This window comes from Amycolatopsis sp. NBC_01286 (assembly GCF_035982555.1).
GTDB lineage: Bacteria > Actinomycetota > Actinomycetes > Mycobacteriales > Pseudonocardiaceae > Amycolatopsis.
In genome coordinates this window covers 1,402,298-1,421,417 of the sequence record NZ_CP108428.1, presented here as the reverse complement: position 1 = coordinate 1,421,417, position 19,120 = coordinate 1,402,298, and the positions used below count along the sequence as shown (strand labels likewise).

21 protein-coding genes are annotated in these 19,120 nt (G+C 70.1%); 13 read left to right on the top strand and 8 right to left on the bottom strand.

What is annotated here, in order from left to right; translation table 11 throughout:
- Positions 1 to 104 precede the first annotated feature (104 nt).
- Both OG570_RS06705 and OG570_RS06700 read left to right on the top strand, forming a co-directional pair.
- Positions 105 to 749, top strand: coding sequence for a TetR/AcrR family transcriptional regulator (locus tag OG570_RS06705; protein ID WP_326955977.1), 645 nt, complete (start codon positions 105 to 107; stop codon positions 747 to 749).
- A gap of 104 nt (positions 750 to 853) precedes the next feature.
- On the top strand, positions 854 to 1,693 hold the full coding sequence (locus tag OG570_RS06700) for a GH12 family glycosyl hydrolase domain-containing protein (RefSeq protein ID WP_326955976.1): 840 nt from the start codon (positions 854 to 856) through the stop codon (positions 1,691 to 1,693).
- 9 nt (positions 1,694 to 1,702) lie between these two features.
- Here the strand turns inward: OG570_RS06700 and OG570_RS06695 are convergent, their stop codons facing one another.
- From OG570_RS06695 to OG570_RS06675, 5 genes are all read right to left on the bottom strand, one after another.
- Entirely contained in the window at positions 1,703 to 2,482 is a 780-nt protein-coding gene (locus OG570_RS06695) for a beta family protein (protein ID WP_326955975.1), read from the bottom strand.
- Positions 2,483 to 2,520: 38 nt separating this feature from the next.
- Positions 2,521 to 3,387: an aldehyde dehydrogenase family protein gene (locus OG570_RS06690; protein ID WP_326955974.1), complete on the bottom strand. Its 867-nt coding sequence runs from the start codon at positions 3,385 to 3,387 to the stop codon at positions 2,521 to 2,523.
- Positions 3,380 to 4,813, bottom strand: coding sequence for an aldehyde dehydrogenase family protein (locus OG570_RS06685; protein WP_326955973.1), 1,434 nt, complete (start codon positions 4,811 to 4,813; stop codon positions 3,380 to 3,382). Before OG570_RS06685 ends, OG570_RS06690 begins: the two co-directional genes overlap by 8 nt.
- Positions 4,813 to 5,787, bottom strand: coding sequence for a deoxyribose-phosphate aldolase (gene deoC, locus OG570_RS06680; protein WP_326955972.1), 975 nt, complete (start codon positions 5,785 to 5,787; stop codon positions 4,813 to 4,815). The genes OG570_RS06685 and deoC overlap by 1 nt, the downstream gene beginning before the upstream one ends.
- Before the next feature lie 84 nt (positions 5,788 to 5,871).
- Positions 5,872 to 6,486, bottom strand: coding sequence for a DUF1707 SHOCT-like domain-containing protein (locus OG570_RS06675; protein WP_326951756.1), 615 nt, complete (start codon positions 6,484 to 6,486; stop codon positions 5,872 to 5,874).
- Between the two features lie 93 nt (positions 6,487 to 6,579).
- On the opposite strand from OG570_RS06675, the gene OG570_RS06670 reads away from it, so the two are divergent.
- Genes OG570_RS06670 through OG570_RS06650 form a run of 5 tightly spaced genes read left to right on the top strand, consistent with a single transcriptional unit; the run spans position 6,580 to position 10,430 of the window.
- Complete coding sequence (locus OG570_RS06670) at positions 6,580 to 7,017, top strand: protein-tyrosine phosphatase family protein (protein WP_326946155.1); 438 nt, start codon at positions 6,580 to 6,582, stop codon at positions 7,015 to 7,017.
- 5 nt (positions 7,018 to 7,022) lie between these two features.
- Positions 7,023 to 7,646 carry a uracil phosphoribosyltransferase gene (gene upp, locus OG570_RS06665; protein WP_326946156.1) on the top strand — a complete coding sequence of 208 codons (624 nt, stop codon included), beginning with the start codon at positions 7,023 to 7,025 and terminating at the stop codon, positions 7,644 to 7,646.
- Positions 7,647 to 7,648: 2 nt separating this feature from the next.
- Complete coding sequence (locus tag OG570_RS06660; protein WP_326955971.1) at positions 7,649 to 8,623, top strand: pentapeptide repeat-containing protein; 975 nt, start codon at positions 7,649 to 7,651, stop codon at positions 8,621 to 8,623.
- Positions 8,620 to 9,195, top strand: a complete 576-nt coding sequence (locus OG570_RS06655; protein WP_326955970.1) for an RNA polymerase sigma factor — start codon at positions 8,620 to 8,622, stop codon at positions 9,193 to 9,195. The genes OG570_RS06660 and OG570_RS06655 overlap by 4 nt, the downstream gene beginning before the upstream one ends.
- Positions 9,192 to 10,430, top strand: a complete 1,239-nt coding sequence (locus tag OG570_RS06650; protein WP_326955969.1) for a hypothetical protein — start codon at positions 9,192 to 9,194, stop codon at positions 10,428 to 10,430. Before OG570_RS06655 ends, OG570_RS06650 begins: the two co-directional genes overlap by 4 nt.
- Here OG570_RS06650 and OG570_RS06645 read toward each other — a convergent pair.
- Positions 10,403 to 11,017: a TetR/AcrR family transcriptional regulator gene (locus OG570_RS06645; RefSeq protein WP_326955968.1), complete on the bottom strand. Its 615-nt coding sequence runs from the start codon at positions 11,015 to 11,017 to the stop codon at positions 10,403 to 10,405. The two genes, OG570_RS06650 and OG570_RS06645, sit on opposite strands and share 28 nt — an antisense overlap.
- 84 nt (positions 11,018 to 11,101) lie before the next feature.
- On the opposite strand from OG570_RS06645, the gene OG570_RS06640 reads away from it, so the two are divergent.
- Both OG570_RS06640 and OG570_RS06635 read left to right on the top strand, forming a co-directional pair.
- Positions 11,102 to 11,503 carry a MerR family transcriptional regulator gene (locus OG570_RS06640; RefSeq protein WP_326955967.1) on the top strand — a complete coding sequence of 134 codons (402 nt, stop codon included), beginning with the start codon at positions 11,102 to 11,104 and terminating at the stop codon, positions 11,501 to 11,503.
- Positions 11,500 to 12,477 (top strand): aldo/keto reductase, encoded by a 978-nt coding sequence (locus tag OG570_RS06635; RefSeq protein WP_326955966.1) that lies wholly within the window; start codon positions 11,500 to 11,502, stop codon positions 12,475 to 12,477. Before OG570_RS06640 ends, OG570_RS06635 begins: the two co-directional genes overlap by 4 nt.
- 36 nt (positions 12,478 to 12,513) lie before the next feature.
- Here OG570_RS06635 and OG570_RS06630 read toward each other — a convergent pair whose 3' ends face one another.
- Together OG570_RS06630 and OG570_RS06625 are read right to left on the bottom strand one after the other, a co-directional pair.
- On the bottom strand, positions 12,514 to 12,924 hold the full coding sequence (locus tag OG570_RS06630) for an Imm1 family immunity protein (protein WP_326946162.1): 411 nt from the start codon (positions 12,922 to 12,924) through the stop codon (positions 12,514 to 12,516).
- Complete coding sequence (locus OG570_RS06625) at positions 12,921 to 13,685, bottom strand: DddA-like double-stranded DNA deaminase toxin (protein ID WP_326955965.1); 765 nt, start codon at positions 13,683 to 13,685, stop codon at positions 12,921 to 12,923. Before OG570_RS06625 ends, OG570_RS06630 begins: the two co-directional genes overlap by 4 nt.
- Before the next feature lie 175 nt (positions 13,686 to 13,860).
- On the opposite strand from OG570_RS06625, the gene OG570_RS06620 reads away from it, so the two are divergent.
- The 4 genes from OG570_RS06620 to OG570_RS06605 are packed head-to-tail and all read left to right on the top strand — an operon-like array spanning position 13,861 to position 19,086.
- On the top strand, positions 13,861 to 15,417 hold the full coding sequence (locus tag OG570_RS06620; protein ID WP_442788249.1) for an NAD(P)-binding domain-containing protein: 1,557 nt from the start codon (positions 13,861 to 13,863) through the stop codon (positions 15,415 to 15,417).
- Positions 15,417 to 16,487 carry an alpha-hydroxy acid oxidase gene (locus tag OG570_RS06615; protein ID WP_326946164.1) on the top strand — a complete coding sequence of 357 codons (1,071 nt, stop codon included), beginning with the start codon at positions 15,417 to 15,419 and terminating at the stop codon, positions 16,485 to 16,487. Before OG570_RS06620 ends, OG570_RS06615 begins: the two co-directional genes overlap by 1 nt.
- The gene (locus tag OG570_RS06610) at positions 16,484 to 17,809 is read left to right on the top strand and encodes a cytochrome P450 (RefSeq protein ID WP_326946165.1); all 1,326 of its coding nucleotides are present in this window, start codon (positions 16,484 to 16,486) and stop codon (positions 17,807 to 17,809) included. Before OG570_RS06615 ends, OG570_RS06610 begins: the two co-directional genes overlap by 4 nt.
- On the top strand, positions 17,806 to 19,086 hold the full coding sequence (locus OG570_RS06605) for a cation:proton antiporter (RefSeq protein WP_326946166.1): 1,281 nt from the start codon (positions 17,806 to 17,808) through the stop codon (positions 19,084 to 19,086). Before OG570_RS06610 ends, OG570_RS06605 begins: the two co-directional genes overlap by 4 nt.
- The last annotated feature ends 34 nt before the right edge of the window (positions 19,087 to 19,120 follow it).

Here is a 19,120-nt window from a genome sequence, read left to right as displayed (position 1 = left end):
GGACATCGTCCACTAGCTAACGGGTGACATCTTGCGGATGCACTGTGTGGGCGCCTGACCATGCGAGAATCACCCCGCGCCAGATTCAGCGAGAGGCGAACGGCATGACGGCAGACCCCGATACCAGCCTGCGGGCTGACGCGCGGCGCAACCGCGACCAGATCCTGGCCGCCGCGAAGAGCATCTTCGCCGCGTCCGGTGCCGAAGTGCCGATGGAGGAGATCGCCCGGGCGGCCGGCGTCGGCGTCGGCACGCTGTACCGGCGCTTCCCGGATCGTGACGCCCTGGTCCGCGCGGTGGCGATGGACAACTTCGAGCGCGTCCTGATCGACGCCAAGCGGATCGCCGCGGAGGAGACGTCGTCGTGGCGCGCGCTCGAGCGGCTCCTGCGGCAGTCGGTCGAGCTGCAGCTGGTCGTCCAGCTGGCGATGGTGTCGCACCGGGCGCTGGTGATCCTGAAGGGCGACCCGGAGGTCCGCCGCCTGCGTGACGAGATCCTGGTGGTCCTGGACGAGTTCGTCCGCGGCGCCCAGGCCGAGGGCAAGCTCCGCGACGACGTCGGCGCGGGTGACGTCGCGATCCTGTTCGCGACGATGCTGCGTCAGATGCGCGCGAAGACCGACGAGGTCGCGGCGATGGCGGCGAGCCGCTGTGTGGGCATCATGATCGACGGGCTGAGCGCGCGGCCGGGAACGCCGTTGCCGGGCCGGCCGATCACGTCCCACGACCTCGATCCCGAAGCCGGCTGATCGTCATTTTTCCGTGTTAGGGTTCCGCCTCGTTCTGCCATTGTTGACGAGGCGGGAAAATGCGACGAAGAACTCTGGCCGTGTTGTCGGTAATTCCCTTTTTCGTGCTCGCCGGGTGCGGGCAGGACGCCGGTTCGGCGGCGCCGGCCGCTCCGGCCGCGGTGTCGCCCGCCGCGTCGTCGTCACCTCCGGCGTCTTCGCCGGTGACGTCCAGCGGCACCCTCGCGCCGCCGGCGTCGGTCCCGCGAAGTGCGTCTCGACCTGCGCCTAGTCCGCCGTCGGCGACCCCGGTCCGCAACTGCGGCAGCCCGGAGTTCACCACGAGCGACCCCGACGGCGGCTGGTCCGACGGCGGCTACTACGTCCACAACAACATGTGGAACTCCGACGAAGCGGGCCCGGAAACACTGCGCGCGTGTGCGTACGACAATTGGTACGTGGATTCCACCCAGCCGTCGACGACGTCGGTGAAAACCTATCCGAACGTCCACAAGGACATCAACGACCAGAACGGAAAGCCGTTCAACGACTATTCGGTGATCCGCTCGACGTTCGCCGGCCGCGGCCCGGGCACGGGCATCTACGACGTCGCGTACGACCTCTGGCTCAACGGCGTCGGCGACGGCAAGGGCGTGACCGAGGTGATGGTCTGGACGGAAAACCTCAAGCAGCAACCTTCCGGCGACAAGGTCGGGACGTACACGGCGGGCGGCCGCGCGTACGACGTCTGGGCGGACGACGACGGCTACATCGCGTTCGTCTCCCAGGCGACGCAGTACTCGGGCGCGGTGGACCTGAAGGCGATGATCGCCTGGGGCATCGGCAAGGGCTTCATCCCCCCGAACCCGACGGTCAACCAGATCGGCTACGGCATCGAGTTCTGCTCCACGAGCGGCGGCAAGGCGAGATTCACACTGACGGACTTCTCGGTGACGATGAGTTAGCGGCCTGGGTCAAGCCGCACTGCGGCCGGCCAGGTAGGCCAGGTGGTGCGAGATCGCCAGCGCGACGGGCTTGCTGCTGTCACCGAAGCCGCGACCCCGGCCGGTGGCGGCTTCGTGGATCTCGCGATCGCCCCACGAGAAGCCCGGCCCGGCGAAGTTGTCCGACTCGATCAGGCGCCGGCACACGATCCGGAACGCACCGGCACGTGGTGAATCGGCGGCGCGGTCATCCGGCTCCGGCATCCGCTCCCGCGAATAGAGCCAGTGGTCCGGACAGGTGTACTTCATGGCGACGTGGTCGATCCGGTCGGTATCGAGGTCGAGCCGCTCGATGATCCGTTCGATGTTGTCGCGCCCCGCTGTGGCCGACCGGACGCGGAACGCGCAGCCGGCCCCGAGCTCGTGGCACAGGCGGCCTAGTGCGACGGCCGGCTGTTCCGCGGCATCGCTGCGGACCACGGGGATGAACGCGATCGGATCCGGCCCGTCGAGGAGGTCCACCGGGTCGGCCAGGCGGTCGGTCATCTGGCCGAGCGCGCCGGTCGGCCCGGTCCCGAACGCCGGCAGGTCCGCGACCTCGGACGCGTCCAGCATGACGTGCCGGCCGAGGCGTCGCAGGTCGCGGATGACCACTTCGACCGCGTCCAGCTGGCTCGCCGGAGCGCTGGCCTGGGGATCGAACTGGAGCAACGGCTGGACCTGCCGGACCTGTTCGGGGTGCGAAAGTGCTCGCAACGCGGTCAGCTCGCCACCTTTCGCGCGCAACGCGACCAGGGTTGGAAAAGCCACCACCCGGCGGCCCGGGTGGTGGCTTCACCTGCGAAAACTCAGACGCCCAGTGGGTGCCAGACCGTCTTGGCCTCCAGGTACCGGCGCAGCCGCGAGAGGTCCGGGGCCACCGTCCAGTCCGGTTCCGACTCCGGGACCGTCAGCACCCGCTTCACCGTGTTCGCCGCTTCTCGCGCCAAGCCTGGGCGGTCCGCGGCCGCTGCTCCCGTGGGGTCCAGGGCGTTGACGTCGCCGTGGGAGGCCAGCCAGGAGCCCAGCTCGGACGCCTGGCCCGTCAGGATGTTCGCCACTCCGCCCGGGACGTCCGATGTCGCCAGGACCTCCGACAGCGTGATCGCCGGCAGGGGACGCTCCGCGCTCGAGACCACCACCGCCGTCGAGCCCGTGGCCAGGACCGGGGCCAGGACGCTGACCAAGCCCAGCAACGATGACTGCTGCGGCGCCAGGATGCCCACCACGCCCGTCGGTTCCGGGACGGTGAACGAGAAGTACGGGCCCGCCACCGGGTTGGCCGCGCCGAGGACCGTGGCGATCTTGTCCGTCCAGCCCGCGTACCAGACCCAGCGGTCGATCGCGGCGTCCACTGTGGACTCCGCCTTCTTCGGGGCCAGGCCCTCCGAAGTGGACACTTCGGTGATGAACTGGTCGCGGCGGCCCTCCAGGACCTCGGCCACCCGGTACAGGACCTGGCCGCGGTTGTACGCCGTCGCCGCGGACCAGCCCGGGAAGGCCTTGCGGGCCGCTACCACCGCGTCGCGGACGTCCTTGCGGGACGCGTGGGCCGCGTTCGCCAGGAACTTGCCCTTCGCGTCCGTCACCGGATAGACCCGGCCGGACTCCGAACGCGGGAACTTGCCGCCCACGTACAGCTTGTACGTCTTGGCTACGGAGATTCGGTCAGACATTCAGGTACGCCTCCAACCCGGTGCGGCCGCCTTCGCGCCCGAAACCGGATTCCTGGTAGCCGCCGAACGGCGCGGCGGGGTCGAAGCGGTTGAAGGTGTTGGCCCAGACGACGCCGGCCCGCAGCTGGTTCGCCATCCACAGGATGCGCGAGCCCTTCTCGGTCCAGATCCCGGCCGAAAGCCCGTACGGCGTGTTGTTCGCCTTCGCGACGGCCTCGTCCGGCGTGCGGAACGTCAGCACCGACAGCACCGGGCCGAAGATCTCCTCGCGCGCGATGCGCATCGACTGGTGGACGTTCGCGAACACCGTGGGAGCGAAGAAGAACCCGCGGTCCGGCACCGGGCACGGGCTGGTCCAGCGCTGCGCGCCCTCGGCGTCACCCGCTTCGACGAGCCCGCGGATCTTCGCCAGCTGCTCGGCCGAGTTGATCGCGCCGATGTCGGTGTTCTTGTCCAGCGGGTCGCCGAGGCGCAGCGTGGAGACGCGGTAGCGGAGCTTCTCCAGCACCTCTTCGGCGATGGACTCCTGCACCAGCAGCCGCGAGCCCGCGCAGCAGACGTGGCCCTGGTTGAAGAAGATGCCGTTGACGATGCCCTCGATCGCCTGGTCCAGCGGCGCGTCGTCGAACACGATGTTCGCCGCCTTGCCGCCCAGCTCCAGCGTCAGCTTCTTCGCCGTGCCCGCGACTTCGCGCTGGATCGCCTTGCCGACCTCGGTCGAGCCGGTGAACGCGATCTTGTTGATGTCGGGATGCTCCACAATGGACGCACCGATGTCGCCCGCGCCCGGCAGGATGTTGACCACGCCCGGCGGCAGCTCGGCCTGCTGGCAGATCTCGGCGAACACCAACGCGGTCAACGGCGTTGTCTCCGCCGGCTTCAGCACCACGGTGTTGCCGGTGGCCAGCGCGGGCGCGATCTTCCAGGCCAGCATCAGCAGCGGGAAGTTCCACGGGATGATCTGCCCGGCGACGCCGAGCGGCTGCGGGTTCGGCCCGTAGCCGGCGTACTCCAGCTTGTCGGCCCAGCCCGCGTGGTAGAAGAAGTGCGCCGCCGCGGTCGGGACGTCAGAGTCGCGCGACTCCTTGATCGGCTTGCCGTTGTCCAGGCTCTCCAGCACCGCCAGCTCGCGCGAGCGCTCCTGGATCAGCCGCGCGATGCGGAAGAGGTACTTCGCGCGCTCGGTGCCCGGCATCTTCGACCAGACGCCGTTGTACGCCTTGCGCGCGGCCTTGACCGCGGTGTCCACATCGGACTTCGACGCGGTACCGACCTCGGCCAGGACCTCTTCGGTGGCCGGGTTGATCGTCTTGAGCGGCTCACCCGAGCCGTCGACGAATTCGCCGTTGATGAACGGCTTGTAGTGGTCCTTGAGGTTCGCGATGGCCCGGGATTCGGGGGCCGGTGCGTACTCGAAAACAGGCATCAGTCCACCGTCACGTAGTCGGGGCCGCTGTAGTGGCCGTCCACCTGGGTGCGGCGCTGCAGCAGCAGGTCGTTGAGCAGGCTGGACGCGCCGAAGCGGAACAGGTCCGGGGTCAGCCACTGCTCGCCGGCGACCTCGTGCACCGCGACCAGGTACTTGATGGCGTCCTTCGTGGTCCGGATGCCGCCCGCGGGCTTGACGCCGCGCAGCTCGCCGGTGGTCACGTGCCAGTCGTGCACGGCCTGCAGCATGAGGTGCGTGACCGGCAGCGTCGCGGCGGGGGAGACCTTGCCGGTGGACGTCTTGATGAAGTCGCCGCCGGCCAGCAGCGCCAGCCACGACGCGCGCCGCACGTTGTCGTAGGTCGCCAGCTCACCGGTTTCGAGGATGACCTTCAGGTGGGCGTCGCCGCAGGCGGCCTTGATGGCCTGGATCTCCTCGAAGACGTCCATGTAGCGGCCTTCGAGGAAGGCGCCGCGGTCGATCACCATGTCGACCTCGTGCGCGCCCGCGTCGACGGCGATCTTCGTGTCGGCCAGCTTGATCTCGCGGCTGGTGCGGCCCGCGGGGAAGCCGGTCGCGACGCTCGCGACGTGCACACCGCTGCCCTTCAGCGCCTCGACGGCCGTCTCGACCATGTCCGGGTACACGCAGACGGCGGCGACGCGCGGGGTGTCCTGGCGTTCGGGGTCGGGGCGGACCGCCTTCGCGGCGAGCGCCCGGACCTTGCCGCGGGTGTCGGCGCCCTCCAGCGTGGTCAGGTCGACCATGGAGATGGCGGTGTCGATGGCCCACCGCTTGGCGCCCTTCTTGATGCTGCGCGTGCCGAGGCCCGCCGCGCGCTGCTCGACGCCGACCTGGTCGACACCGGGCAGCCCGAGCAGGAAGCGGCGCAGGCTCGCTTCGTCGCGAGTCGCGTCCGCCGGCGGTGCCGGGGTGGCCGGCGCCGCTGACGTGCTGGTCGTGGCTGTCATGGGCCTGAGTCTAGGCGGCGGGTCCGACAACGCGAGCCCCCGTTGGGTGTGACGCTGGGTGCATACCGCGTCACATCGTCGAGGTCAGGCGCCTTCGATCTGTGGTGGTTCGCTGCGCTGCGCCGGTTTCCGGTACACGACCACGCCGCCCCAGAAGCCGAGGCCGTTGATCTTCACCGTCGGCGCGGTCGGCGGGGCCGGGGGTGCTCCCGACTTGTCCTCCAGGATGAAGCCGCCCATGAAGCCGATGCCCGTGACGTCCACGTTGATGTCGTCCGGGACCGTGATCTGGATGCCGCCCATGATGGCGACCGCTGTGATCGTGCAGTGCTTCTCGGCGAACCGCGCTTGGCGGAGGTCGATCTCCGCGCCGCCCCAGAACGCGAAGCTGTTGTGCTGCGGGGGCAGGACCCAGCTGCCCTTGCGGATCGCGCCGGACATGACGCCGATCGACACCGGGGAGCCCGGGTGGCCGCCGATCCGCTGGTCCGGGAAGCCCAGCGCGCGCGTCGTCGCCTGCTCCATCGCCCCGCCGGTCGACGGGAGGTCCGCCGTCACCGGTTTCAGTTCCCCCAGCGTCTTCGCCGCGTAGACCGTGGTGAGCCGCTCTTCGAGTTCGTTCACCGTGATTCGCCCTTCCGAGAGGGCGTTGTGCAGCACCTGGGCGACGCGCTCACGGTCGGCGTCGGAGGCCCGCATCTGGTCGGGCGTCAGTTCGCTCACCCGGGGGAGCCTAGCGGCGAACGCGACACTGCGTGTCCATCTTCCGGCGGACACAGGCACGATGGGCCGATGGGAGCACCAACGGTCGAATTCCCGGACGGCACCAAGGTCCGCGGGCGCGGTCTCGCCCGCCCCGCGCCGGGTGGGCCGGACCCGGATTTCGGGCTGTACCTGGGGACGCGCCGGTTGCGGCGCAAGCACGGCGGCGGCGTCACCTGGCCGCAGGAGTGGGTCACCTGGCCGGACTTCCTGCTGCCACTGCACCCCAAGGCCGCGCGGGCGTCGATCGTCGCGTTGCACGAGCGGGCGAAGGCCGGCGAAAACGTCGAAGTCGCGTGTTACGGCGGTGCGGGCCGGACCGGGACGGTCATGGCGTGCCTCGCGACGCTCTCCGGCGTCCCGGCCGGAGACGCCGTGGCGTGGGTGCGCGCGAACTACGACGAACGCGCCGTCGAAACCCCCTGGCAGCGCGGCTGGGTGAAACGGTTCGCCGACCGGCTAAGTTGACCCGCATGGATGTGCACGTCGTCGATCACCCCCTCGCGAAGGCCCGGCTCTCCACGATGCGCGACGCGCGCACCGACAGCGCCGCGTTCCGGGCCGCGCTGCACGAGCTGACCGTCATGCTGGTCTACGAAGCCACGCGCGACGTGCCGGTGAAGACCGAGCGGATCCACACGCCGGTCGCGCGCACCGAGGGCTACAAGCTGGCCAGCCCGCCGTTGCTCGTCCCGGTGCTGCGCGCCGGGCTGGGCATGGCCGACCAGGCACACAAGCTGATCCCGGACGCGCAGATGGGCTTCGTCGGCCTCGCGCGCGACGAGGAGACGCTGAAGCCGACGCCGTACCTCGAGTCGCTGCCCGAGTCGCTCGCGAACCGGCCGGTGCTGGTGCTCGACCCGATGCTCGCCACCGGCGGCTCGATGGAGTACACGATCCGGCTGCTGACCGACCGCGGCGCCGACGACGTCACGGCGATCTGCGCGCTGGCCGCGCCCGAGGGCATCGCCCACCTGGAACAGACCGGCCTGCCGGTCCGGGTGGTCACGGCCAGCATCGACGAGCGCCTCAACGACTCGGGCTTCATCGTCCCGGGCCTCGGCGACGCCGGCGACCGCCAGTACGGCGCCGTCTAGCCTTGCCGGTCCTGCGGTGGCGGTGGATCGCGGTGGTCGCGGTCGCCGTCGCGGTCGTCACCGGCGCGTTGCTCTGGCTGTTCCTGGCCTGGTCCGGACGGCCCGACGCGCCGGTGCGGATCGACGCGGTCAAGACGGCGTTCGGCGTCGGCGCGGGGGCCGGCGGGGTGTTCGCGCTGTGGCTGGCGACGCGCCGCCAGCGCACGATGGAGCTGCAGCTGGCCGAGACGACCCGCGTCGCGGGCGTGACCGAGCGGGACCTCGAAGAGCGGCGCGTCACCGAGCTGTACACGAAGGCCGTGGAGCAGCTCGGCAACGACAAGGCGCCGGTCCGGCTCGGCGGGCTGTACGCGCTGGAGCGGCTCGGCCAGGACAACCCGAAGCAGCGTCAGACGATCGTCAACGTGCTGTGCGCCTACCTGCGGATGCCGTTCGCCGGCCCGCCCGACGGACTGCGCGGCCGGTCCGCCGCGGAACTCAGCGAGACGCCCGGGTACGACGACGCCGAGCTGCAGGTCCGGCTGGCCGCCCAGGAACTGCTCAAGACGCACCTGGGTCACGACGAACCGGGTTACTGGCCGGGGCTGGCGATCGACCTGCAGCGGGCTGTGCTCGTCGACTTCCGGCTGAGCGGCTGCACGGTCGCGGCCGCGGACTTCAGCCGCGCGACGTTCTTCGGCGCGGTCCACATCCGCGGCACGACCTTCACGCGCCAGGCCGGGTTCTACGGCACGGAGTTCACGTCGACGGCGAACTTCGACCAGTCGGTCTTCGCGGAGGGCGCGTTCTTCTCCTGGGCGCACTTCGCCCGTGAGGTCCGCTTCACCCGGACGCGCTCGGGCGGCCGGTTCCAGTTCTCCCACACGGCTTTCGACGCCGAAGTCCTCTTCGACGGCGGCGAGCACGCGGACATCGACCTCGGCGACGCGCGGTTCGGTGCAACAACCGCGGCGGTGCCGGCCACAGACGAGGTGTGAGCAGCCATCTGGGGGTGCCGGTGGACCAGGCCGGTGACCGCGAACTGTGGGACCGGGCGGCCGGCGGTGACGAAGGCGCGTTCGGCGAGCTGTTCGAGCGGCACGCCGAGGCCGTCTGGAACCACGCGTACCGGCTGACCGGGTCGTGGTCCGGCGCGGAAGACCTGACGTCCACGACGTTCCTGACCGCGTGGCGCCGCCGCGCCGACGTCACCCTGGTGCGCGACAGCGCGCTGCCGTGGCTCTACACCGTCGCGGGCAACGCCGCCCGCGACGAGTACCGCGGCGCGAAACGGCGGTCGCGGCTGCTGCGGCGGATCCCGGACCCGCCGGTGGTGTCCGACCACGCCGACGCCGTCGCCGAGCAGCTCGACGGCGAGCAGCGGCTGCGGCGGATCGTCGAGGCCGTCCGGACGCTGCCGCGGGCGCAGCGCGAAGTCGTCGAATTCTGCCTGCTCGGCGACCTGAGCACCGGGGACGCGGCCGCGTTGCTGACCGTCGCCGAGGGCACCGTCCGCTCCCACCTGTCCCGGGCCCGCGCCCGGCTGCGTGCCCTGCTGGAGGAGAAATGAGCATCGAAGGCCTCCCGGCGCGGCGTGCGCTGCCGGACGACGTCCGCGACCGGCTGCGGGCGAACGTCCACGAGGGCATCGCGAAGCCACACCGGAAGACCCACGTCTGGTACGCCGCGGCGGCCGCGGTGCTCGTTTTGGCCGCCGGCGCCGTGGTCGTGACGCGGCAGGTGCGCCCGCCCGCCGGCACCACGCCGGCGGTCACCGGCGGTGGCTTGACGCTCGACGCGCAGCTGGCGACCGTGTCGCTGGACCGCTGCTGGGCCGCGGTCCAAGCGGCGGGCAAAACCGATCGGGTGCCGCCGCGTGTCGACTGGGTCCCGCTGTTCACCGCGGAACAGGAGGGCGACGCGGTGGTCGCGGCGACCGCCGCCGGCAAGCCGCTGTTCTGCGAGACGACCGGGACGACCGTGACACTGTCGGATCCGGGAGCCACGCCCGCGTACGCGCCCGGCACGCGGACCGGGCTGCTGCTGCGCAGCGCGACCGGGCTGGCGGCCGGCGTCGTCGATCCGGCCTTGCCGCGGGCGGACTTCATCGTGAAGACGGGCGGTGGTTCGGTGAGTTCGTGGCGGCTCCGCTTTTCCCCGGTCAGCCGTCAGTTCGTGGCGTTCACCGGGGCGCTGCCGGCGAAGTCGGAAGTGGCCGTCGGGGACCGGCGGGCGAATGCGCTGCCGGACGCGCCGGCGCCCCTGCTCGCGGTGACCGACCGCCCGGAACCGGCCGACCGCACCTCCGCCGCGGGCCGGGCCCTGGGCGAGTGCCTCACCGACGCCGACGTGGTGATCCCGGATGCCGCCGCCTACCGGCCGGGACCGTTGCTGAAGGAAGGTGACTACCAGGTCGTCATGGGGCGCCGGGGTGACCGGGTGATCGTCTGCACCCGGGAGCTGGACTACTGGCGGCCGGGGACGCAGGCCCGCGCCTACCCCGACTTGGCCGGCAACCGCCAGGTCCCGGCCCGGGTGCTGCCGGTGGACACGCTCGGCAGCCCCGAAGCGGGGGCGGCGCCGGGGAAGGCCCGCATGCCGCTCGCCGTGGTGCTGCCCGCTTCAGCGACCTCGGCCGGGTTCGAGTTCGGCACCGGTAGCGGCGGCGACCTGGTGGTCACCGACGGGATGGCGCTCGGCTGGGTGCCGCGCGGTTACGCCGGGAAGGCCGACGCGAAGGTGCACGTCCGGGCGTTCGACGCGCACGGCGCGGTCGTCTACGACGGGACGCTGCCGCTGGTGTGAGCCAGCCAGCCGGAGGCGTTCGCGCGCAAGGCCGTCTCGTACGTGCTCGTGACGTCGAACTCCTCCGGCAGGTTGCCGGTCAGTTCCAGCGAGACGAGCCCGTGCACGAACGCCCAGCAGGCGACGGCGACCGTCTCCGGCGGGACGTCGACGAAGACGCCGTCGGCGATGGCCTGGCGGATGATGCGCTCCAGCGGCTTGAGCGTCTCGCGGGCGAGTTCTTCGGCGTCCTCGTTGGGCTCGAACCCGGGGACGGACCTGGTGAACATGATCCCGTAGAGGTTCGGGTCGGCCAGCGCGCTCGCGCGGTAAGCGCTTCCCAGCGTCACGAGGTCCTCGACCGCGTCGCCGGACAGCGCCGTCCCGGCCATCCGGGCGCCGAACCGGCGGAACCCCTCCGTGTAGAGCGCGTTCACCAGATCGGGTTTGCTGCCGAACAGGGAGTACACGGCGGTGGTCGACGTCCCGGCGTCGGCGGCCAGCTTCCGCAGGGAAAGCGCCTTCGGCCCGTCGGCGGCGATCAGCTCACCGGCGCGGTCGAGGAGCTTCAGCCGGAGCGCTTCGTCGTGCGTACGTGGTCGAGCCATGCACGCAGCGTATCGGAACGCTGTTATGAATAGCCAGAGCGTGGAGTTGACCTGGAGTGCACTCCAGGTCGTAGTGTCGAGGTCATGAGCTACTCGATAGCGGAAGCCGCTCGACGTAGCGGGCTGTCCATCGACACCCTCCGGTACTACGAGCGCATCAAACTGCTCGACCCGCCCGCCCGCGACACCGCGGGCCGCCGGGCGTACTCCGACGACGACCTCGGCTGGCTGGGGTTCCTGACCAAGCTCCGCACGACCGGGATGCCCATCAAGAGCATGCGCGAGTACGCGTCGCTGCGCCGCCACGGCGTCGCCAGCGCGGGCCGCCGCAAGGCGCTCCTGGTGGAACAGCGCCGGTCGGTCGCTGAGCGGATCGCCGAGCTGCAGGGCTGCCTCGACGTCCTCGACTACAAGATCGACAACTACGCCCAGGTCGAGCAGCGCGTGCTCGGCATCGAACCCGGCAGGGAGGAAATCTCCGCATGAAGACGAGGAAGCTCGGCGGACTGGAAATCGGTGCGCAGGGGCTGGGCTGCATGGGCATGAGCCAGGCGTACGGCGTCTTCGACAACGAAGACGAGTCGATCGCGACGGTCCACCGGGCCCTCGACCTCGGCGTCACGCTGCTGGACACGGCGAACGTCTACGGCGGCGGCGTCAACGAAGAGCTCGTCGGCCGCGCGATCGCCGGCCGCCGCGACGAGGTCGTGCTCGCGACGAAGTTCGGCATCGTCTGGACCGACGGCGCGATGAGCGCCCGCGGCGACGCCGAGTACGTCAAGCAGTCGTGCGACGAGTCGCTGCGGCGCCTCGGGGTCGACCACATCGACCTCTACTACCAGCACCGCGTCGACCCGGACACGCCGATCGAGGAGACCTGGGGCGCGCTGGCTTCGCTGGTGGAGGCGGGCAAGATCCGTTACGCGGGCATCTCGGAGGCGAGCGCCGCGACGATCCGCGCCGCGCACGCCGTGCACCCGGTGACCGCGCTGCAGAGCGAGTGGTCCCTGTGGACGCGCGGCATCGAAGGCGAAATCCTCGGCACCTGCCGCGAGCTGGGGATCGGCGTCGTGCCGTTCTCGCCGCTGGGCCGGGGTTTCCTGACCGGCGCGGTGACGTCGGTGAAGGACCTGCCGGAGGGCGACATGCGCCGCGGCCTGCCGCGCTTCGCCGACGGCAACATCGAGCGCAACATGGCGATCGTCGACGCGCTGCGCAAGCTCGCCGAGGAGAAGGGCGTCACGGCCGGCCAGCTCGCGCTGGCGTGGGTCCAGTCCCACGGCGAGGACGTCGTCCCGATCCCGGGGACGAAGCGACGCAAGTACCTGGAGGAGAACGTCGCGGCGGCATCGCTGGACCTGACGGCGGCGGACATCGAAGCCATCGAAGCGGCAGCTCCGGCGGACGCGATCGCGGGAGAGCGCTACCCGGAACGCCTGGCCCGCGCGGCCGGCAAGTAAGGGCCTGTGGGTCGTGAGTGGGACACCGTGTCCCACTCACGACCCCGCCTGTTCCGTCCAGGACACGCCGGAAGGTCGAGATCCGCCACTGGCCACGAACTCGTGCGCGGCCCTCCGCACGACCTCCGCGGGGATCTCCGCGTCGTCAGGGTAGGGCCGTTCGTTGCGCATGTAGTAATAGATGACTTCGCCTGTCTCGGGGAGTGGAAACGGAGCTTCGGTGTTCCGGCTGAACGCGCCCTCCGGAGCGTCGTCGCCGACGTAGCGAAGAGTGCCTCGGTTGTCGTTCAGCCCGACTTCCAGCCATGGGTACTCGCCGTCGACATGGAGGTTCACCAGCGTGGGGCCACCCACGGCGGCGATGTCGTCCAAGACGGGATCAAGCTCGGCGGCCGTCTCGATCACAACCGGCTCCTTGGCTTCTTCGTCGTACCAGGCTTCGATCACGTTTCGCCGTTCCCTCCGTAGCGCTGGTAGGTCTTGCTGCCGTCCGCGGCTGTCCCGTATACGTCAATCGTGCTTCCCGGTGGCAGGATCTTTGGCACCAGGCGGTCACAACTGAACGGTCCTTTGCACGGGGTGTTGTTGATCGTAACGGCCGCGTGCGTGATCCCGTTCGTAGCCATGTGGACGGCCAGCTTCATTTCGACGTCGTACACAGCCGACGGCATCCCGCGTTTCACCAAGTCGTGTTCACGGAGGTACCGCTCCACTGCCTCGGACATCTCGTCCTTGCCACTCACGATCGTCTTTGCCCCGGCGTCTGGTGTGAGTGTCAGCCAACGGCCGTGCGTTTTCTGTCCCGAGCCGTTCTTCTGTATCGGCGGCGGTAGCTCGTCCCGCAGGGCCTCCGCTCGCTCATCTTTCGGCGGGCCGTCCCGGAGTCTTGTGTCGTCTACTCGAGGACGGCCACGATCGGGACTGCTCTGTCCCGGGTGTGGGGCGCTCAAGACGCGCCCGAGACCGACAAGGTAGGTGCGGAGTCCGTCGGCTATCCAGCCGATCTGTTCAGTTTGCGTCTCCAGGGCTTGCCGAGCTTGATCGAACATCGCCGGAAGGTCCGCGATGGCGCTTCCAGTCGTCAGAGCAGCCAATGTGGTGGACGCTGCGTTGCAGCTTCCTGCAGCATCAGCGGCCGCTCGCTGTGCAGCTTCGATCGCGGAAATCCCCTGGGAGACCGCGTCGGCGAGGTCGTCGAGATCACTCACGGATCGATCATCGAGGATGGCTGCAAGGCGTGGGAACGATCAGGCCACTCGACCACTCCGTTGACCGGCATCCTCACCCAGTGAGGCCGCGACCGGCGAGGCCGGGCACGCTGGGAGTTGCCTCTGAAGGTTTTCTGAGATCTCCGGGGAAGGCTCGGTCCCGATCATGCGGTCGGTGCCGAGCCTGGAGGTCTTCGTGTCCGAGGAAGTTCTCGACTATCTGGTCGTCGGCGCGGGGCCGGCCGGGTTGCAGCTGGGGCAGTTCCTCGGCCACGCCGGCCGGCGGTACCTCGTGCTGGAGGGCGGGTCCGCGCCCGGCACGTTCTTCGGCACCTACCCGCGGCACCGGACGCTCATCTCGATCAACAAGAAGTACACCGGCTGGACCGACCCGGAGCTGAACCTCCGGATGGACTGGAACTCGATCCTCGCCGACGGCGACGACGAACCGGTGCTCTTCACCGACTACAGCGAGAAGCTCTTCCCGGTCGCCGAGGATCTGCTCCGCTACCTCGCCGACTACACGGCGAAGCACCAGATCAACGTCCGGTACGACACGCGCGTGACGCGCATCGGGCGGGACGGCGAGATCTTCGTGGTCACCGCCGGTGACGCCGAGTTCCGCGCGCGACGGCTGGTCATGGCCACCGGCGTCAGCAAGTCGTACACCCCGGACATCCCCGGGATCGAGCTCGCCGACCAGTACTCCGACGTCTCCGTCGACCCGCAGGAGTTCAAGAACCAGCGGGTCCTGGTGCTGGGCAAGGGGAACTCCGCCTTCGAGACGGCGGACAACCTGATCGAGACGGCCGCGATCGTGCACGTCGGCGGCCCGCGGCCGGTGAAACTGGCCTGGCGCACGCACTTCGTCGGGCACCTCCGCGCGTACAACGCGGGCATCCTCGACATGTACCAGCTCAAGCTGCAGCACGCGATCCTCGACGGCGACGTCCGCGAGATCCGCAAGGACGCCGACGGCTACCACGTCAAGTACGCCTTCGCCCGGGTCGACGAGATCGTCAAGGAGATCCGCTACGACCGCGTGATCATCTGCACCGGCTTCCGCTTCGACGCCGACGTCTTCGACGACGACACCCGCCCGCAGCTCACCATCAACGACCGCTTCCCGGCGCAGACGTCCAGCTGGGAGTCGGTCAACGTGCCCGGCCTCTACTTCGCCGGCACGATCACGCAGGTCCGCGACTTCAAGAAGGCCACCAGCGCGTTCATCCACGGCTTCCGCTACGGCGTCCGCGCGCTGGCCAAGGTCCTCGGCGAGCGCTACCACGGGACGCCGTGGCCGAGCACCGAGCTGCCTGCGAAACCGGACGCGCTGACCGAGGCCGTGATCACCCGGATCAACCGGACTTCCGCGCTGTACCAGCAGTTCGGCTTCCTCGGCGACGTCCTCACGATCGACGGCGACACCGCGCGCTACCTCGAAGAGGTGCCGGTGGCGCGGGTACTGGACGACCCGCCGGAGAACGCTTTCGTCGTCACCCTCGACTACGGCCCGGACCACGACAAGATCGACCCGTTCGACTTCGTCGCCCGTGCCAGCCAGGACCAGGCCAACGACCACGGCGAGGGCCACTACCTGCACCCGATCGTCCGGCACTACCGCCGCGGCGAGCTGGTCGCCACCCACCACGTGACCGAGAACCTCGAGAACGAGTGGGACCGGGAAGTCCACATCGGACCGCTGACCGCGTTCTTCACCAAGGAGTTGTGATGCGCACGATCGCGGAGTTCGAGGCGGTGGCGCGGCAACGGCTCGAACCGGCGCACTACGACTACTACGCGGGCGGCGCGCAGGACGAGATCACCCTCGCCGAGAACGAATCCGCGTTCCGGAAGCTGAAGCTGCTGCCCCGCGTCCTGCGCGGCAGCGACAAACGGGACCTGAGCATCGAGCTGCTCGGCTCCCAGGCGTCCATGCCGATCCTGATCGCGCCGACGGCGTTCCACCGGCTCGCCCACGCCGACGGCGAGCTCGCGACGGCCCGGGCCGCGGCGCTCGCGGGCACGATCATGATCGTCAGCATGGCCTCGACCACGGCCATCGAGGACGTCGCCGCGGCGGCGCGGGAGGTCGCGCCCGACCCGGCCCTGTGGTTCCAGCTCTACCTGCAACCGGACCTCGAGTTCACCGAGGCGATCGTGCGCCGCGCCGAAGCCGCCGGCGTCAAGGCGTTCGTCGTCACCGTGGACTCGCCGGTGCTCGGCCGCCGCGAGCGCGACGACCGCAACGACTTCCACGACCTGCCGTCGGGATTTGCCGTCGAGAACCTGCGCGATATCGGCGAGAACCGCAGCGGCGGCAACGCCAGCCACGTCCGCGACATCGTCATGTCGGCCGGGCTGAACTGGGAGCACATCGCCTGGCTGCGCTCGAAGACGAAGCTCCCGGTGCTGATCAAGGGCGTGCTGCACCCCGAGGACGCGCGCCTCGCGGTGCACCACGGTGTCGCCGGGATCGTCGTGTCCAACCACGGCGGCCGCCAGCTCGACACCGTCCCGGCCACCATCGACGTCCTGCCCGAGATCGCGGCGGCCGTCGGCGGGGCGATGCCGGTGCTGCTCGACGGCGGGATCCGCCGCGGCACCGACGTCGTCAAGGCCCTGGCGCTGGGCGCGGACGCGGTCGGCGTCGGCCGTCCCGTGGTGTGGGGACTCGCCGCCGGTGGCCGCGAAGGCGTCTCGAAGGTGCTGGAACTGCTGCGGGAGGACTTCGACCAGGCGCTCGCGATGTGCGGCGGGCGGCAGCCGGCGGATCTCACTCCGGACCAGGTGCGCCGATGATCGGGAAAGCGCTTGCCGCGGCGGCCTTGGCCACGGCGCCCGCGTGGCTTCCCGGCCGGGTCGTCGCGTTGCGGGTGAAGATCTTCTCGCTGGTCAACGGCGAGGACACGGTGACGATCCCGGGTGAGCAGGTCGGCGCCGAGGACTTCCGGCGCGTCTACGCCGACCCGGCGGCGAACGGCCGCAGCCGCGGCGCGGCGCTGTCGGACCTGTTCTGGTACTGGCTCGCGCCGGGTCCGGAGGTGCACCAGGAGCACCTCGAACCGGGGCCGCGCTACGACGAGGTCGCCAAGTGCACCCGGCACATCCTGGTGAAGTCCAAAAAGGACTCCGAGGAGCTGACCCGGCGGGTCGCGACGCACGTGCTGGACCGGCTGGACGGCGGGCTGATCCGGCTGCGCGACGAGATGATGCCGATCTGGGCCGAGCTGTACTACGAGCTGGTCTTCGAAGAACCCTGCCCGCCGGAGGCGCGAGACCTCATCGTGGCGAACGCCGACGACGTCGTCTCGGCCCTGAAGTGCGTGCGGCCGCGGAACATGCGCCGCCGGGCCCGGCTGACGAAGTACCTGCGGCGGCGCCTCGACGACGTCCCGCACCCGCTGCCGGAGTCGCTGACGCCGCAGGAGCAGGTCTACTACCTGCAGGGCACGTTCTTCAACACCGCCGTCGTGCAGATGTCCGAGGCGATGGCGCATCTCCTGATGATCGTCGCGCAGCACCCGGACGTGCAGCGGCGCCTCGCCGAAAACCCCGATGACGACGCCTATTTCGACCGCGTCATCGACGAAGGCCTGCGGACGTACCCGCTCTTCGGCATCGCGCACCGGATCTCGACCGCCGATATCGAGCTGGCGAACCTGACCATCCCGGCCGGCACCGTGCTCTGCTTCAGCTATCCCGACTTCCACCACGCCGGCTTCGAGCACCCGGAGGAGTTCGACCCGGAACGCTGGTGCTCGCACGCCGTCCAGGCCAAGAAGGACGTCAACTTCGTCCCGTTCGGCATCGCCCAGAACCGCGCCTGCCCGGCACGCGGGCTGGCGCCGCTGACCATGCGCGTCGTGGCGCGGGAGGTGCTGCGCCGGTTCAGCCTCGCCTCGACCGCCGGGCACACCCGCTCGATCCCCAACCGCGGCCCCGCGCTCCTGACGCCCGTCGGTGTCCGCCGCAAGCGCGCGCCGCTGGTGTGGCTCGCGGTGCGCGACCGCTGGGAAGACGTCTGGCGCAGCCTCGCCCAGCTCGTGTTCGGCACGTACATGGTCATCGACGCCCGTCGCCAAGCGCTCTGCACCACTTACTTCGCCGGAGGAAAGTCATGACCCCCACCGAAGCGGCGCCTGCGTTCTTCCTCGCCGTCGCGGTCATCCTCGTGGTCTGCCGGGTCGTCTGCATGGTCGCGGTGCGGCTGGGCCAGCCGCCGGTGGTCGGCGAGATGATCGCCGGCGTGCTGCTCGGCCCGTCGCTGCTCGGGCTGGTCCTGCCGGCCGTGCAGACGGGGTTGTTCCCGGACGGCGTCCGCCCGCTGCTCTACGTCGGCGGCCAGATCGGCCTGGTCATCTACATGTTCGGCGCGGGGTACGAGTTCAGCCTGCGCAGCATCCGCGGCTCGGTGAAGTCGGTCGGCGCGATTTCGGCGGCCGGCACGGTCGTCCCACTGGCGCTCGGCGTCGCGGTCGCGGTGTTCGGGTCGAGCTGGGCCGGCATCGGCAAGGACGGCGTGTCGCTGGTGACGTCGGCGGCCTTCGTCGGCGTCGCGCTGGCCATCACGGCGTTCCCGATGCTCGCGCGGATCATCACCGAACGCGGGCTCGGCGGGACGCGGTTCGGCTCGCTCGCGCTGGCCTGCGGCGCGCTCGACGACGTCCTGGCGTGGGTCCTGCTGGCCGTCGTGCTCGGCATGCACGCCGACTCGGCCGGGCCGGTGGCCCTCGCCGTCGGCGGCGGGCTGCTGTTCGCGCTGCTGCTGGTGCTCGTCGGGCGCCGGGTGCTCGCGAAGGCGATGGGCAGCGACCGGATCTCCGCCGACCAGAAGATGCTGATCACGGCGTTGACGTTGTTCGCGGCCGCCTGGTTCACCGACATCATCGGGCTGTACGCGGTGTTCGGCGCCTTCTGCGTCGGGATCGTGTTCCCGCGGGTGCCCGCCGCGGACGCCGTGCTCGCGAAGATCATGCCGATCGGGCGGATCGTGTTCCTCCCGCTGTTCTTCACCTATTCCGGCCTGAACACCCGGTTCGCCCTGCTCGCGGACCCGAAGCTGCTGCTGTTCGCGGTGCTCTGCGTCGTGGTCGCGATCATCGGCAAGTTCGGCGCCTGCTGGGGCGCGGCCCGGCTGGTGGGGGAGTCGCAGCCGGTCGCGCTGCGCGTCGGCGCGCTGATCAACGCCCGCGGGCTGATGCAGCTGATCGCGCTCAACGTCGGGCTCGCGGCGGGGATCGTTTCGCCCGCTTTGTTCACCGTGCTGGTGCTGGTCGCTCTGGTGACGACCGTCATGACCGCGCCGGTGCTCAGCTGGCTCGACCGCCGCGATGCCCGCAGAGGGACCACCGAAGTGGTCCTGATGGCGGAACCGGTACCGCTAACCGGGAAAAGTTGAGGGTTCAATACCAGAAAATAACTGCCAGTATGGG

Coding starts and splice junctions, on each gene's coding strand:
- OG570_RS06705 (WP_326955977.1), top strand. CDS start 105: ATGACGGCAGACCCCGATACCAGCCTGCGGGCTGACGCGCGGCGCAAC.
- OG570_RS06690 (WP_326955974.1), bottom strand. CDS start 3,387: ATGTCTGACCGAATCTCCGTAGCCAAGACGTACAAGCTGTACGTGGGC.
- OG570_RS06685 (WP_326955973.1), bottom strand. CDS start 4,813: ATGCCTGTTTTCGAGTACGCACCGGCCCCCGAATCCCGGGCCATCGCG.
- deoC (WP_326955972.1), bottom strand. CDS start 5,787: ATGACAGCCACGACCAGCACGTCAGCGGCGCCGGCCACCCCGGCACCG.
- OG570_RS06675 (WP_326951756.1), bottom strand. CDS start 6,486: ATGCGGGCCTCCGACGCCGACCGTGAGCGCGTCGCCCAGGTGCTGCAC.
- OG570_RS06670 (WP_326946155.1), top strand. CDS start 6,580: ATGGGAGCACCAACGGTCGAATTCCCGGACGGCACCAAGGTCCGCGGG.
- upp (WP_326946156.1), top strand. CDS start 7,023: ATGGATGTGCACGTCGTCGATCACCCCCTCGCGAAGGCCCGGCTCTCC.
- OG570_RS06650 (WP_326955969.1), top strand. CDS start 9,192: ATGAGCATCGAAGGCCTCCCGGCGCGGCGTGCGCTGCCGGACGACGTC.
- OG570_RS06645 (WP_326955968.1), bottom strand. CDS start 11,017: ATGGCTCGACCACGTACGCACGACGAAGCGCTCCGGCTGAAGCTCCTC.
- OG570_RS06640 (WP_326955967.1), top strand. CDS start 11,102: ATGAGCTACTCGATAGCGGAAGCCGCTCGACGTAGCGGGCTGTCCATC.
- OG570_RS06635 (WP_326955966.1), top strand. CDS start 11,500: ATGAAGACGAGGAAGCTCGGCGGACTGGAAATCGGTGCGCAGGGGCTG.
- OG570_RS06615 (WP_326946164.1), top strand. CDS start 15,417: ATGCGCACGATCGCGGAGTTCGAGGCGGTGGCGCGGCAACGGCTCGAA.
- OG570_RS06610 (WP_326946165.1), top strand. CDS start 16,484: ATGATCGGGAAAGCGCTTGCCGCGGCGGCCTTGGCCACGGCGCCCGCG.
- OG570_RS06605 (WP_326946166.1), top strand. CDS start 17,806: ATGACCCCCACCGAAGCGGCGCCTGCGTTCTTCCTCGCCGTCGCGGTC.